Below are 14,288 nucleotides of genomic sequence, written 5' to 3' on the forward strand. Positions count from 1 at the left end.
GTCCCGCCGAACCCGAACGGCCCGCCCGGAGGTCGCCATGAGCGCCACGCACGACGTGTTCAACCAGGCTCCGCCCCTGACCGGCTTCACCACCGCCGACGACCCCGCGCTGCTGGAGGCGCTGCGCCGCGACGGCGGTGGGTGGGGCGAGGCCGAGGTCCGCGCGCTCGGCGCCCGGGCCGGCACGGAGGAGGTGCAGGACTGGGCCCGCACGGCCGAGGCGCACCCCCCGGTGCTGCGCACGCACGACCGCTACGGCCACCGCATCGACGAGGTCGAGTTCCACCCCTCCTGGCACCGGCTGATGGCCGCCGCCGTGGAGAGCGGCCAGCACGCCGCGCCCTGGGCCGAGGCCCGCCCCGGCGCCCATCTGGTGCGCGCGGCGAAGTTCTACGTCTGGGCCCAGGCCGAGCCCGGCCACGGCTGCCCGGTCTCGATGACGTACGCCGCCGTCCCGGCGCTGCGCGCCCAGCCGGAACTGGCCGCCGCCTACGAGCCGCTGCTGGCCTCCCGCACGTACGACTACGGGCTGCGCCCCCCGCTCGGCAAGCAGGGCCTGATCGCGGGCATGTCGATGACGGAGAAGCAGGGCGGCTCGGACGTCCGCGCCAACACCACCACGGCCGTGCCCGCGGGCGACGGCTCGTACGTGATCACCGGCCACAAGTGGTTCACCTCCGCGCCCATGAGCGACGTCTTCCTGGTCCTCGCCCAGGCGCCGGAGGGCCTGACCTGCTTCCTCATGCCGCGCGTGCTGCCCGACGGCACCCGCAACGCCATGCACCTGCAACGGCTCAAGGACAAGCTCGGCAACCGCTCCAACGCCTCGGCCGAGATCGAGTACGAGCAGGCCGTGGCCTGGCCGGTCGGCGAGCCCGGGCGCGGCGTGCGCACGATCGTCGAGATGGTGAACATGACCCGGCTCGACTGCGTCATCGGCTCCGCGGCCGGCATGCGGGCCGGACTGCGCCAGGCCCTGCACCACACCGCCCACCGCAAGGCGTTCGGCGCCGAGCTGATCGACCAGCCCCTGATGCGCAACGTCCTGGCCGACCTCGCCGTGGAGTCGGAGGCCGCGACGGTGCTGGCGATGCGGCTCGCGGCGGCCCTGGACCGCTCCGAAGCCGGGGACGCCGCCGAGTCGGCCCTGCGCCGCCTGGGCCTGGCGGCCGGCAAGTACTGGGTCTGCAAGCGCGGCGCCACCCACGCGGCCGAGGCCCTCGAATGCCTGGGCGGCAACGGCTACGTCGAGGAGTCCGGCATGCCGCGGCTCTACCGGGAGGCCCCGCTGCTGTCGATCTGGGAGGGCTCGGGCAACGTCGCCGCCCTGGACGTCCTGCGGGCCCTGGCGAAGGAACCGGCCGCCCTGGACGCCTACTTCGCGGAGGTCGGCGAGGCGGCGGGCGCGGACCCCCGGCTCGACGCGGCCACCGCGCGCCTGCGGGATCTCCTCGGGGAGCTCTCCGACCCCGGCCGCGCCCAGCTCCTGGCCCGGCGCCTGGCCGAGCAGCTGACGCTCGTCCTGCAGGGCAGCCTGCTCGTGCGGCACAGCACGCCCGCCGTCGCGGACGCCTTCTGCGCCTCCCGGCTGGGCGCGGACTGGGGCCACGCCTTCGGCACCCTGCCGCCGGGCACGGACCTCGGGCCGGTCCTGGAGCGCGCCCTGCTGAAGGAGGCGTCGCTGTGACCCCGGCCGTGCCCCCGCCCGTGACCCCGGCCGCGACCGTACGCACGGAGCGCCGCGGACCGGTCACCACCGTCGTCCTGTCCCGCCCGGAGGCCCGCAACGCCGTGGACGGGCGGACCGCCGCCGCACTGGCCGACGCCTTCCGGGCGTTCGAGGCGGACGAGAGCGCCCTCGTCGCGGTGCTGTGGGGCGAGGGCGGCACCTTCTGCGCCGGGTTCGACCTGAAGGCGGTGGGCAGTGAGCTCGCCAACCGGGTGGAGCCCGGCGGCGACGGCCCCATGGGCCCCACGCGGTTGCGGCTGTCGAAGCCCGTGGTCGCGGCGGTCAGCGGGTACGCCGTCGCGGGCGGTCTGGAACTCGCGCTCTGGTGCGACCTGCGGGTGGCCGAGGAGGACGCCGTCTTCGGGGTCTTCTGCCGCCGCTGGGGCGTACCGCTGATCGACGGCGGCACGGTCCGCCTGCCCCGGCTGATCGGGACGAGCCGCGCGATGGACATGGTGCTGACGGGCCGCCCGGTCCCGGCCTCCGAGGCGTACGCCATGGGGCTCGCCAACCGTGTCGTCCCCACGGGCACGTCCCGCGCCGCCGCGGAGCAACTGGCCGCGGAGATCGCCCGGTTCCCCCAGGGCTGCCTGCGCGGCGACCGCGCCTCCGTGCTCGACCAGGAGGGCCTCACCGAGGAGCGGGCGATGGAGACCGAGTTCGCGCACGGCCTGGGCTCGCTGGCCGAAGCCGCCGAGGGCGCCGCGCGGTTCGCCGCGGGCGCGGGCCGGCACGGGGACTTCTCGGACCTGTGAGGCCGCCCGGCACCGGCGGTGCAGGGTGGACGGAGGGCGTACGGCAGGTTCGCCGCGCGCCCTCTTCGTCCTTCTTGCGGGGTGAACCCCGCACACAAAACACACAGTTCTTCACCCCTTCGATGGGATTGACCCCCTCGCACGGCAGTTGAGGGCCGGAAGGCCGCGAGGATCTCCCCGTGAGCGGATGGGTGCGCGCCGGGCGCGCGGGGATCGTGGCCTTCGCGGCCGTGCTGGCGACGACGGGGGCCGGGCCCGCCCCGGGGGGTGACCCCGGTGCCGGCGGGCCCGGCCGGGCCGGCGGCGATCGCCCGGCGCCCGGGCCGGCGGCCGAGGCCCTGCGCGGCGTGCTCCGCGTCCGCCCGGGCTCCGCCGCCATCGAGTACGACCCCGGTCCCGGCGGCGTTCCCCGGCACGACGGCGTTCCCCGGCACGACGGCGTTCCCGGGCGGCACGGCCATCCCGCCCAGCACGGCTTTCCCGTTCCGGGCGGCATCCCCGGTCACGGCCGCATCCGTGCGGGGACCGGCGGCCCCGGCGGCGACGCGGCCGCCGCGGAGATCGACCACCGGCCCGGCTGCCTCAGGGTCACCGCCCACGCGGGTACCGCTTCCGCGGCGATCGTCATCGGGTGCGGCCGGGCTCCCCGCCCGGTCGTCGCCCCGGCCGCCTCGACGCCGCCCGCACCCGTGCCCACGCCGCCCCCGTACGTACCGCCGCCCCCGCCCCTCCCGGCACCGGTGCAGTACCGCGCCCCGGCACCCCGGCCCGTGCCCCCGCCGCCTCCGGCGCCGCGGCCGCTCGCCGCCCCGCGCAGCGAGCCGCCGCCCGCGCCCGAAGTCCCGCCCACGCCCCCGCACATCGTCCCGCGCGCCTACCACGCGTCCGCCGCGCCCCCGCCCCCGGGCGGGGCGTCCCTGGTCACCCTCACCCTGCTGCTGACCGCACCGGCCGTGCTCGCCGCGGCGATGCTGCGGCCGCGGGGCGGCGGTGGCAGCGGACGTCGCACCTGAGGACGCCGCACCTGACGTCCGTACGCCCCGGCGGCCCGGTCGTCCGCACGGCCCGCCCACCCTCCCGTTCCCGGCTCCACCCCCGCTCTCGTCTTCCGGAGGTTTCCCTTGTCCGAGTGGCTGGTCCTGGTCCTCGCCATGGCCGCGGCATGCGCGGTCGTGCTGACCATCACCGTGCTCCGGGAGCGCAGGCGCGGCGAGGACGACGACCCGAGCGAGACACCCGACGTCATCGAGTACATGACGATGATGATGGGCGTCGTCTACGCCATCGTGCTGGGCCTGGCCATCGCCGGCGTCTGGGAGGCCCGCAACAGCGCCCAGGACCAGGTCCGCGCCGAGGCCCAGGCGCTGCACGAGGTCACCGAGCGGGTGCAGGCGTACGCACCTGCGGCCCGGGACCGCGCCCGTGAGGACGTCAACACTTATGTGAGTTACGTGGTGCACAAGGAGTGGCCGGTGATGCTCAAGCGCGGCGAGCTGACCGAGCGCGGCAGCCTGCTGCTGGACAAGGTGCGCGAGGACCTGACCTCGTACGAGCCGGCCAACGACCACGAAGGCCAGTCCTACCAGCCGCTGCTGGACCAGATCGGTGCCGCGGACGCCGCGCGCAACGCCCGGGCGCAGAACGCGGGCGACACCATGCCGGGCGTGGTGTGGTTCGGCCTGGTCGCGGGCGCGGTGATCGCGGTGGGGCTGATCTTCACGCTGCAGATCCGGCGCTCGCCGCGCGAGCTGCTGCTGGCCGGCCTCTACAGCGCCCTGATCGCCTTCCTGCTCTTCCTCATCTGGGACTTCAACACGCCCTTCGGCCACACCGTCGCCGACGCCACCGGCCCGTTCACCGATCTGTTCGCCATCTGACGGGCAGGTGCTTCAGGCCGTTCTGGAAGTTCGACGTCAGGCGCACCGCCTCGCCCGCCCGCTCCAGTCCGGGCAGCCGGCCCAGGACGGCCCGCAGCACGGCGCGCATCTGGGCGCGGGCGAGGTGGGCTCCCGGGCAGAAGTGCGGGCCGTACCCGAAGCTGACGTGGTCGTTGGGCGCACGGGTGACGTCGAAGCGGTCCGGGCCGGGGAAGACGCGCTCGTCGCGGTTGGCGGAGGGGTGGTAGACGACGACCTTCTCGCCGCGCCGGATGCGCTGCCCGCCGAGCTCGGTGTCGCAGGCGGCGGTGCGCCGGATGTGCACGACCGGTGGCCAGTAGCGCAGCATCTCCTCCACGGCCGAGGGGATCAGCTCCGGCCGGCTGCGTAAGAGCGCGAACTGGTCCGGGTGGTCGAGGAGCGCCAGCAGGCCCCCGGGTGCGGCGTTCCGCACGGTTTCGCTCCCCGCGACCGCGAAGAGGAAGAACATCATCTCGAACTCGTCGCGGGTGAGGCCGCCTTCGCGCATCATCGCCAGCACACTGCCGGGCGCGGGCCGCTCGGCCAGGGCGTGGGCGTAGTGGAACATGTCGGCCAGCGCCTCGCGCGAGCGGGGGTTGACCGGGCGGCCGTCGGGACGGGTCCGCGGGGCCGGGCGGCGGGCGAGGGCCGCGCGCCCCATGGGGGTGAGCCCGTCCCGGACCGCGGTGTCCGACAGCGCGTAGTCCGCGTCCTGGTAGCCGATGATCCGGTTCGCCCAGTCGTGGATCAGCGCCCCGTCCTCCTGCGGCACGCCCAGGACGTGGGCCAGGGTGCGTACGGGAAGCTCCGCGGAGAGCTCCACGAAGTCCGCCTCGCCGCGCTCCGCGACGGCCTCGACCAGCGCCCGGGCCCGGGCCTCGATCACCGCCTCCAGCTCGCGGACGGCGCGCGGGGTGAGAGCCGAGGCGACGATCCGGCGCAGCCGGCTGTGGTCCGGCGGGTCCTGGTTGAGCATCGTGGACCGGACGAACCGCAGGTCCGCCTCGGTGTCCGGGTCGCGTATCTGCGTGGCGCCCAGGTGCGAGGAGAACGTCTGCGGGCTGCGCAGGACGTGCTTGACGTCGGCATGCCGGAAGACCGCCCAGAAGCCGGGGCCCGGGGGCCAGGGGCCGACGGCCGGCTCGCCGATCCGGCACACGGGGCTCTTCTCCCGCAGCTCCCGGAAGCGCGCGTACGGCACGCCGCGGGCGTAGGTGCCGGGAAGGAAGACGTCGGCGGTCACCTGTTCTACGGTCACGCGGGGACCGTAGCCCCTCCTCTGGCGGGCGGGTCAAGGGCTCGCCACAATGTGGGGGTGACCATCGGCCGGCACGACGGACGGAGGTACGGACAGTGACGGAAACCAGGCCCGGTGGGGCGGCCCCGCCCCGCGTCGTCGACGAGGCGGAGGCGGACGCCCTGGTCCGCGGGATCTGTTTCAAGACGGGCCCGCCGCGGTTCCTCGGCGTCGAGCTGGAATGGCTCGTCCACGACCTGCAGGATCCCTCCCGGCCCGTCTCCCCTCGCCTCCTGGCAGCCGCCGCCGACCGGCTGCGGACACTGCCCCTGAAGTCCCTGATCACCATCGAGCCCGGCGGCCAGCTGGAGTTCAGCTCCCGGCCCGCGGAGTCCCTCACCGCCTGTGCGGAGGAAGTCTCCGCCGATCTGGCCACGGCCCGCCCCGCGCTCCGCTCCCTCGGCCTCACCCTCGCCGGCTACGGCAAGGACCCCTGGCACCCTCCGCGCCGCGTCCTCACCACACCCCGCTACCGGGCCATGGAGGACTTCCACGACCACTGGGGCGGCTCCGGGCGCACCGTGATGACGAAGACCGCCTCCGTGCAGGTCTGCGTGGACGCCGGCCACGAGGAGCCCGGGCCGCTCGGCTTCGGCCGGCGCTGGCGGCTGGCGCACCTGCTGGGCGCCGTCCTCGTCGCCGCGTTCGCCAACTCCCCGCTGGACGGGGGCCGCCCCACCGGCTGGCGCTCCACCCGGCAGGCCTGCTACGAGCGCATGGACCCCGGCCGCACCCTGGCCCCGCCCGAGGACCTCGACCCGCGGGCGGCGTGGGCCGCGTACGCCCTGGACGCCCGGATCATGTGCGTGCGCGCCGACGAGGGCCCGTGGGAGCCGCCCTGGGGGCTGGACCTGCGCGGCTGGACCCGTACGGGACACCCCCGGCCCGCCACCGACGACGACGTCGCCTACCACCTGACCACGCTGTTCCCCCCGGTGCGGCCCCGGGGCCACCTGGAGCTGCGCATGATCGACGCGCAGCCCGGCGAGGACGGCTGGCTGGTGCCGCTGGCCGTCACGGCCGCCCTCTTCGACGATCCCGTGGCCGCCGAGACCTCCTACCGGGCCGTGAAGGCCCTCGCGGACACGGCGGGCCAGGAGCCCGCACCCCGCAATCCGCTGTGGCGCAACGCCGCCCGCCACGGCCTGGCCGACCCCGAGCTGCACGCCGCAGCCGTCACCTGCTTCGCCGCCGCCCGCGAGGCCCTGCCCCGGCTCGGCGCGGGCCCCCGCATCCTGGACGCCGTCGACGCCTTCACCGGGCGCTACGTCGCCCGCGGCCGCTGCCCCGCCGACGACCTCCTCGACCGGGTCGACGGCAAGACCCGGGTGGCCGACAAGTCCCGGGTGTCCGGAAGGGCCGGGGCCGACGGCAAGAGCCGGGTCGCAGGCACGACCCGTGCCGACGACAAGGGCCGGGGCACCGGCGAGGATCACGCCACCGGCAAGGAGACCCCCGCATGACCGCACCCGGCCCGGACCCCGACGTCCTCCGCCGGCGCGCCACGGACGCCCTGCTGCGCGCCCGTGCCCGCACCGGCCTGCTCACCGGCTGTGTCGAGGACCGCGACCTGACCGCCCAGCACTCGCCCCTGATGTCCCCGCTGGTGTGGGACCTCGCGCACATCGGCAACCAGGAGGAGCAGTGGCTGCTGCGCGCCGTGGGCGGGCACGAGGCGCTGCGCCCGGAACTGGACCCGCTCTACGACGCGTTCGAGCACCCGAGAGCCGCGCGGCCCGCGCTGCCGCTGCTGCCGCCCGCCGAGGCGCGCAGCTACGTCGCGGACGTCCGCGGCCGGGTCCTGGACGTCCTGGAGTCAGCCCCCTTCGACGGCGCGCCGCTGACCGCCTCGGGCTTCGCGTTCGGCATGATCGCCCAGCACGAGCAGCAGCACGACGAGACCATGCTGATCACCCATCAGCTGCGCCGGGGCCCGGCCGCGCTCACGGCCCCCGAGCCGCCGCCCGCCGAGCCTGACGCCGCGCTCCTGCCGCCGGAGGTGCTGGTCGAGGGAGGCCCGTTCACGATGGGGACCTCGGCCGAGCCGTGGGCGCTGGACAACGAACGGCCCGCCCACCACCGCTTCGTACCGTCCTTCTTCATCGACACGCTGCCCGTGAGCAACGCCGCCTACCTGCGCTTCATCGAGGACGGCGGCTACCGGGACGCACGCTGGTGGCACCCCGAGGGATGGCGGCACGTCCGCGCCCACAAGCTGACGGCCCCGCTGTTCTGGCGGCGCTCGGGCTCCGGCTGGCTGCGGCGGCGCTTCGGCGCCGTCGAGCCCGTCCCGCCCGCGGAGCCGGTCCTGCACGTGAGCTGGTACGAGGCCGCGGCCTACGCCGCGTGGGCGGGGCGAAGACTGCCCACCGAGGCCGAGTGGGAGAAGGCCGCCCGCCACGACCCCGGCTCCGGCCGCTCCCGGCGCTACCCCTGGGGCGACGCGGACCCCACGCCCGACCACGCCAACCTCGGCCAGCGCCACCTGCGCCCTGCGCCCGTCGGCGCGTATCCGGCGGGCGCCTCGCCGCTGGGCGTCCGGCAGCTGATCGGCGACGCGTGGGAGTGGACGTCCAGCGACTTCCTGCCCTACCCGGGCTTCAGGGCCTTCCCCTACCGGGAGTACTCGGAAGTGTTCTTCGGCAGCGCCCACAAGGTGCTGCGCGGCGGGTCCTTCGCCGTCGACCCGGTCGCCTGCCGGGGCACCTTCCGCAACTGGGACCTGCCGGTCCGCCGGCAGATCTTCGCCGGCTTCCGCACCGCGCGCGACGCCGAGGCCGTCTGATGTGCCGTCACCTCGCCGTACTGGGCCCGCAGGAGCCCATCGGCGCGAGCGTCGCCGATCCGCCGCACTCCCTGGTGCGCCAGTCCTGGGCGCCGCGCAGGCAGCGCCACGGCACGGTCAACGCGGACGGCTTCGGCGTCGGCTGGTACGCCGAAGGCGACCCGGTGCCCGCCCGCTACCGGCGCGCCGGCCCCGTCTGGGCCGACCTGTCCTTCGCCGACATCGCCCGGGTCGTCCGCACCGGCGCCCTGCTCGCCGCCGTGCGCGACGCCACCGCGGCGGACGCGGACGGGGAGGCCGCCGCCGCGCCCTTCACCGCGGGCCCCTGGCTCTTCAGCCACAACGGCGCGGTGACCGGCTGGCCGGAAACGGCCGCTCCGCTCGCCGCCCTGCTGCCGCCCGAGGCCCTCCTGCGGCTCGCGGCCCGCTGCGACGCAGCCCTCGTGTGGGCCCTGGTCGAGCACCGGCTGCGCGGCGGGGACGCCCCCGGCGGCGCCCTGGCCGACACCGTCGCGGAGCTCGCCGAGGCCGCCCCCGGGTCCCGGCTCAACCTGCTGCTCACCGACGGCACGACCATCGCCGCCACCGCCTGGGGAGACACCCTCTGGTACCTGGCGGACCCCGCCGGCCGCACGGCCGTCGCCTCCGAGCCCTACGACGACGACCCGCGCTGGACCGAGGTCCCCGACCGCACCCTGCTCACCGCGAACCGCACCGCCGTCACCCTGTCACCGCTCAAGGAGCCCTGCCCGTGAGCCCGTTCGCCCTGACCCGCACCCTCCCCCTCGACGCGACCGCCGCCGCCCTGCGCGCCGACGTCGCCACGGGCCTGACCCGCACGCCCAAGGAGCTCCCGCCGAAGTGGTTCTACGACGCGCGCGGCAGCGAGCTGTTCGACGAGATCACCCGCCTGCCCGAGTACTACCCCACGCGCGCCGAACGCGAGATCATCATCGCCCGCGCGGACGAGATCGCCGCGGCCACGCGCGCGCGTACGCTCGTGGAGCTCGGCTCCGGCTCCTCCGACAAGACCCGCCACCTCATCCGCGCGCTGACCTCCCTCGACCACTACGTGCCCGTCGACGTCAGCGAGAGCGCCCTGACCGGCGCGGCCGAGGGCCTGCTCGCCGACCACCCCGGGCTGACGGTGCACGCCCTCGTCGCCGACTTCCAGTACGGCCTGCACCTGCCCGCCACCCCCGCACCCCGCCTGCTCGCCTTCCTCGGTGGCACCATCGGCAACCTGCGCCCGCAGGAACGATCCGCCTTCTTCGCCGCCGTCCGCGCCGAACTCGCCCCCGGCGACGCCCTGCTGCTCGGCACGGACCTCGTCAAGGACGAGCGGACGCTGGTGCGGGCCTACGACGACGCGGCGGGCGTGACCGCCGCCTTCAACAAGAACGTCCTCACCGTCATCAACCGCGAGCTGGAAGCCGACTTCGACCCGGACGCCTTCGACCACGTGGCCCTGTGGGACCCCCGGCAGGAGTGGATCGAGATGCGGCTGCGGGCCCGCGGCGCCCTCGTCGCCAAGATCCCCGCGCTCGACCTCGCCGTCCACTTCGCGGCCGGAGAGGAGCTGCGCACGGAGATCTCGGCCAAGTTCCGCGAGGAAGGGGTGCGCGCCGAGCTGGCGGCGGCGGGCCTGGAGACCACCCACTGGTGGACGGACGAGGAAGGGCGGTTCGCGCTGTCGCTGTCGGTGCCCGCCGCCGGTTAGCCCGCACGGCGGGCCCGCCCGCCCCGCCCTCGCCGGACGTCCTGGCCGAGCGCACGGTGGTCGGCCCGGCGTGAGCCGGGTGCGGGCGCTCGCCTCGCGCGCGGGCGCGGGGTGGGCCACGGTGGTGGTGACCGCACCGGCCTTCACCCCCTGGAGCAGCGCCCATGACGCACCACACCTACCGCGTGACCGAGATCGTCGGCTCGTCCCCGAAGGGCGTGGACGACGCCGTCCGCAACGGCCTCACCCGCGCCTCGCAGACCCTGCGTAACCTCGACTGGTTCGAGGTCACCCAGATCAGGGGCCACCTCGTCGACGGCGCGATCGGCCATTACCAGGTCGGCCTGAAGGTCGGCTTCCGCTTGGAGGAGGGCGACTGAGCGGGTGAAGGGGACGGCGGCTGAGCGGGTGAATATGAGCAATCCGTGACAGTTCTGCCGTTCGGAGGCCCGTGCGGCGCACGAGTGTGCAGAGGGGAACGATACTGTCCGCATGTCACGGGTACTGCTGATCGAGGACGACCGCGCGGTACGGGACGGCGTCACGCTCACCCTGCGCCGCCGCGGCCACGAGGTGGAGGGCGCGGCGACCGGCGAGGCCGGGCTCGCCGCCATGGAGACGTTCCGCCCCGACCTCGTCCTGCTGGACCTCATGCTGCCGGACAAGAGCGGCTTCGAGGTGTGCCGCCGCATCCGCGCCACCCAGCAGATCCCGATCATCATGCTCACCGCGCGCGGCGACGACATAGACGTCGTCCTCGGCCTTGAGGCAGGCGCCGACGACTACATCGTCAAGCCCGCCCGCGGCGAGGTCCTGGAGGCCCGCATCCGCGCCGTGCTGCGCCGCGCCGCGCCCGGCGACGGCGGCCCGGACCCGGCCGCCCTCCAGCCCGTGGAGATCCACGGCGACCTGACCGTCGACCGCAAGGGCCTCCTCGTCGCCAAGCACGGTCAGGACCTGCCGCTCGCCCCCTCCGAGATGAAGCTGCTGCTGTACCTGTCCGCCACCCCGGGCCGCGTCTTCAGCCGCCAGCAGCTCCTGGAGCACGTGTGGGAGCACAGCTACCACGGGGACGCCCGCCTGGTGGACGCCTGCGTGATGCGCCTGCGCACCAAGGTCGAGGACTCCACCCGCTCGCCCAAGTACATCCAGACCGTCCGCGGCTTCGGCTACCGCTTCGGGCCCCTGTGAGACGGCCCGCCCTGCGCATGCCCGCCTTGCGTATGCCGGCCCTGCGTATGTCGTCCCCGCGCATGCCGGCGCTCCGCCGGCCGTCCCTGCGTGCCGTCGCCGCCGGTTTGCGCGCCCGCCTGGTCCTGGCGTTCCTGCTGGTCGCCGCGCTCAGCGCGCTCACGACGGCGGCGCTGACCTTCCGCGAGGCCCGTACGGCCATCCTCAAGCGCACCCAGGACACGGCCATCGAGGCCCTGCGCTCCCAGGTGAACTCGCAGGTGCCGGACTACGCCTTCCCGCTGTCCCAGCAGGCCCTGCAGGATCTCCAGCACCGGCTCAACGCCGCCGGCAGCGCCCAGCGCTGGACCGTCCACGTGCGCTACCGGAACAGCGGGCTCGTGCCCGGCGGCGACCACGGACCGATCATCCCGCGCGGGGTCCAGGAGAAGGTCCGCGCGGGCATCCCCGCCTTCCAGCGCCTGGACAGCGGGGGCGACCCCTGGCTCGCCATCGGGCTGCCGGTCACCTACCGCGGCAGCAGCGAGGCCTCCGGCCTGGAGGTGTACGCGCAGATGCCGCTGCGTGAGGACGAGGCGAACGTCCAGGCTCTGGTCAAGGCCGCGCAGAGAGGCGCCCTGCCCGCGGTCGCCCTGGCCGCCGTGCCCGCCCTGATCGCCGCGCGCGGCGTGCTGCGGCCCGTGCGCGAACTGCGCCGCGCCTCCCGCAAGCTCGCCGCCGGCGAGCTGGACACCCGGCTCAAGGTCACCGGCCGCGACGAGCTCGCCGACCTCTCGCGCACCTTCAACGACATGGCCGAGGCCCTGGAGGAGAACGTCGCCGAGCTGCGCCGTATGGAGGCCAACTCGCGGCGCTTCGCCGCCGACGTCTCGCACGAGCTGCGCACGCCGCTGGCCGCCATGACCGCGGTCGTCGACGTCCTCGACGAGGACGCGGACTCCCTCGACCCCGACACCGCCTACGCCGTCCGCCTCATCAGCGAGGAGACCGGCAAGCTCGCGCGGATGGTCGAGGACCTGATGGAGATCTCCCGCTTCGACGCGGGCGCCGCGGCCCTCCACCTGGACGAGGTCGACGTCTCCGAGACCGTCCGCAAGACCCTCCAGGCCCGCGGCTGGCAGGACAAGGTGGCCGCCGACCTGCCCGAGGGCGTGCGCGCCCGGCTGGACCCGCGCCGCATCGACGTCGTGGTCGCCAACCTCGTCGGCAACGCCCTCAAGCACGGCGGCGAACCGGTGGACGTCGCGGTCCGGGTGACCGGGCAGGACGCCGGGCGGAGGCTGCTGATCGAGATCGCGGACCGCGGCCGGGGCATCGACCCCGAGGTGCTGCCGCACGTCTTCGAGCGCTTCTTCAAGGCGGACTCCGCCCGCGCCCGCTCCGAGGGCAGCGGCCTCGGACTCGCGATCACCCTGGAGAACGTACGCCTGCACGAGGGCACCGTGCGGGCCGCCAACCGACCCGGAGGAGGCGCGGTGTTCACCGTGGATCTGCCCCTGCGGCAGGGCGGGAGCGAGACGGCGTGAGGGTGGACCTGCGCCGGCCGGCGGCCCGGCGAGTACGACGCGTGGCCCCGACCGCCCTGCTGGCCGTCGCGCTCGCGGGCTGCGGCGTCACCACCACCGACGTCATCGACGTGGGGCAGCCCGCCACGGGGGCCAAGCGGCAGGGGGAGGTCAACTCGGCCGAGGCCAAGCTCTACTTCATGTCGCCCACCGGGGTGACGCAGGTGACCCGCCAGGCCAAGGCCAAGCTCGGTGCGGAGGACGCCATCGCGCTGCTGCTGGACGGGCCGGACGAGGACCAGAGGGTCCGGGGCCTGTACACCGACGTGCCCAAGATGAAGGGCGAGGTGCACGTCACGACCGGCACGCTGCGGGTGAGCATCCAGATGCCGTTCAACGTCCTGCGCCTGACGCCCGTCTCCAAGGCCCAGTTCGTCTGCACGGCGGCCGCCAACGAGGTGCCGCGGGGCAGGCAGATCCACGACGTCAAGGTCGAGCTCAGCGGTGGCGGGTTCGTCATCTCCGACCTGGTCTGCGACAGCAACAACGCCTTCCCCGCCGGGAAGCTGCCGACCCCGGCTCCGTCCCGCTGATCCGGGTCGGGCCGGCGGCCCGCGTCAGGTCCGCGGGAAGCTGAAGGCGTACCCCTCCTGCTGGAGCTTGGGCAGCAGCCGCCCGAGGGCCTCCACGGTCTGGGTGCGCGGGCCGCCGGCGTCGTGCATCAGGATCGTCGGGCCCTTGCCCAGCTCGCGCTCGACGGTGTCGAGGATCTTCTGGACGCCCGGGCGCTCGAAGTCCTTGGTGTCCACGTTCCAGCCGAGCGGGCGCATGCCGTTCCCGGCGGCGATGCGCCGGCTGTCCGGGGTGAACGCTCCGCCGGGCGCCCGGTAGTAGCGCACCGGCTCGCCGCCCGAGGCGTCCTCGATGAGCTTCTTGGCGTCCAGGATCTCCTTCTCCTGGTACTCCACCGGCTTCTTGTCCATGGTGGTGTCGTGCGACATGGAGTGGTCGCACAGCCGGTGGCCCGCCGCGGCGACCTTCTTGACGAGGTCCGGGTGCTTCTGCGCGTTGGGCCCGGTCATGCAGAACGTGGCCTTGGCGCCGTACTGCTTCAGCACGTCCAGGACCTTGGGCGTCCAGGTGGGGTCGGGGCCGTCGTCGATCGTGAGGTTGACGGTCTTCCCGGAGTCCTCCGAGAGGTGCTCGATCTCCTGACTGACCGTCGTGCCGGGCGCGGGCCGCTCGGCCACCCGGGAAGTGCCGCTGCTCTCACGCTCGTTGACGGCCACGGCGAGCGTCCCGGCCGCTATCGCGAAGACCGCCGCCGTGGCCGCGATCCGGTTCCTGTGCTTCTTCGGCAGCGCCATGACGTCGCCCCGCCCTCCCTATCGGTGTCCGTTACACCGGA

Annotated in this window: 14 protein-coding genes; 12 read left to right on the plus strand and 2 right to left on the minus strand. The window is 74.8% G+C overall.

Features of this window, described 5'->3' with window-relative positions; translation table 11 throughout:
* Positions 1-37: 37 nt before the first annotated feature.
* The 4 genes from IE241_RS04180 to IE241_RS04195 all read left to right on the plus strand — a co-directional run bounded on the left by IE241_RS04180 (position 38) and on the right by IE241_RS04195 (position 4,361).
* Positions 38-1,687, plus strand: coding sequence for an acyl-CoA dehydrogenase family protein (locus IE241_RS04180; RefSeq protein WP_190020172.1), 1,650 nt, complete (start codon positions 38-40; stop codon positions 1,685-1,687).
* On the plus strand, positions 1,684-2,484 hold the full coding sequence (locus IE241_RS04185; RefSeq protein WP_229898730.1) for a crotonase/enoyl-CoA hydratase family protein: 801 nt from the start codon (positions 1,684-1,686) through the stop codon (positions 2,482-2,484). The genes IE241_RS04180 and IE241_RS04185 overlap by 4 nt, the downstream gene beginning before the upstream one ends.
* A gap of 179 nt (positions 2,485-2,663) precedes the next feature.
* Positions 2,664-3,497, plus strand: a complete 834-nt coding sequence (locus tag IE241_RS04190) for a hypothetical protein (RefSeq protein WP_190020173.1) — start codon at positions 2,664-2,666, stop codon at positions 3,495-3,497.
* 108 nt (positions 3,498-3,605) lie between these two features.
* The gene (locus tag IE241_RS04195; RefSeq protein ID WP_190020174.1) at positions 3,606-4,361 is read left to right on the plus strand and encodes a bestrophin-like domain; all 756 of its coding nucleotides are present in this window, start codon (positions 3,606-3,608) and stop codon (positions 4,359-4,361) included.
* Here IE241_RS04195 and IE241_RS04200 read toward each other — a convergent pair.
* Entirely contained in the window at positions 4,339-5,640 is a 1,302-nt protein-coding gene (locus tag IE241_RS04200) for a cytochrome P450 (protein ID WP_229898731.1), read from the minus strand. The two genes, IE241_RS04195 and IE241_RS04200, sit on opposite strands and share 23 nt — an antisense overlap.
* Positions 5,641-5,735: 95 nt before the next feature.
* Here IE241_RS04200 and egtA point away from each other — a divergent pair, with 95 nt between their 5' ends.
* From egtA to IE241_RS04240, 8 genes are all read left to right on the plus strand, one after another.
* The gene (egtA, locus tag IE241_RS04205; RefSeq protein ID WP_190020175.1) at positions 5,736-7,142 is read left to right on the plus strand and encodes an ergothioneine biosynthesis glutamate--cysteine ligase EgtA; all 1,407 of its coding nucleotides are present in this window, start codon (positions 5,736-5,738) and stop codon (positions 7,140-7,142) included.
* Positions 7,139-8,464: an ergothioneine biosynthesis protein EgtB gene (egtB, locus tag IE241_RS04210; RefSeq protein WP_190020176.1), complete on the plus strand. Its 1,326-nt coding sequence runs from the start codon at positions 7,139-7,141 to the stop codon at positions 8,462-8,464. Before egtA ends, egtB begins: the two co-directional genes overlap by 4 nt.
* A complete protein-coding gene (egtC, locus tag IE241_RS04215) occupies positions 8,464-9,219 on the plus strand; it encodes an ergothioneine biosynthesis protein EgtC (RefSeq protein ID WP_190020177.1) in 756 nt (251 codons plus the stop codon). Before egtB ends, egtC begins: the two co-directional genes overlap by 1 nt.
* Positions 9,216-10,184 carry an L-histidine N(alpha)-methyltransferase gene (egtD, locus tag IE241_RS04220; RefSeq protein ID WP_190020178.1) on the plus strand — a complete coding sequence of 323 codons (969 nt, stop codon included), beginning with the start codon at positions 9,216-9,218 and terminating at the stop codon, positions 10,182-10,184. Before egtC ends, egtD begins: the two co-directional genes overlap by 4 nt.
* 164 nt (positions 10,185-10,348) lie before the next feature.
* Positions 10,349-10,564 carry a dodecin gene (locus IE241_RS04225; protein ID WP_190020179.1) on the plus strand — a complete coding sequence of 72 codons (216 nt, stop codon included), beginning with the start codon at positions 10,349-10,351 and terminating at the stop codon, positions 10,562-10,564.
* Positions 10,565-10,676: 112 nt separating this feature from the next.
* Positions 10,677-11,375: a response regulator gene (locus IE241_RS04230; RefSeq protein WP_190020180.1), complete on the plus strand. Its 699-nt coding sequence runs from the start codon at positions 10,677-10,679 to the stop codon at positions 11,373-11,375.
* Positions 11,376-11,437: 62 nt separating this feature from the next.
* On the plus strand, positions 11,438-12,901 hold the full coding sequence (locus tag IE241_RS04235; RefSeq protein ID WP_190020181.1) for an ATP-binding protein: 1,464 nt from the start codon (positions 11,438-11,440) through the stop codon (positions 12,899-12,901).
* A gap of 41 nt (positions 12,902-12,942) precedes the next feature.
* Complete coding sequence (locus IE241_RS04240; RefSeq protein WP_190020182.1) at positions 12,943-13,473, plus strand: hypothetical protein; 531 nt, start codon at positions 12,943-12,945, stop codon at positions 13,471-13,473.
* A gap of 24 nt (positions 13,474-13,497) precedes the next feature.
* On the opposite strand, the gene IE241_RS04245 is transcribed toward IE241_RS04240, so the two are convergent.
* Positions 13,498-14,247 carry a polysaccharide deacetylase family protein gene (locus tag IE241_RS04245; protein ID WP_190020183.1) on the minus strand — a complete coding sequence of 250 codons (750 nt, stop codon included), beginning with the start codon at positions 14,245-14,247 and terminating at the stop codon, positions 13,498-13,500.
* Between the last annotated feature and the right edge of the window lie 41 nt (positions 14,248-14,288).

Origin of the sequence: Streptomyces hiroshimensis (assembly GCF_014650335.1) — a bacterium.
GTDB lineage: Bacteria > Actinomycetota > Actinomycetes > Streptomycetales > Streptomycetaceae > Streptomyces > Streptomyces hiroshimensis.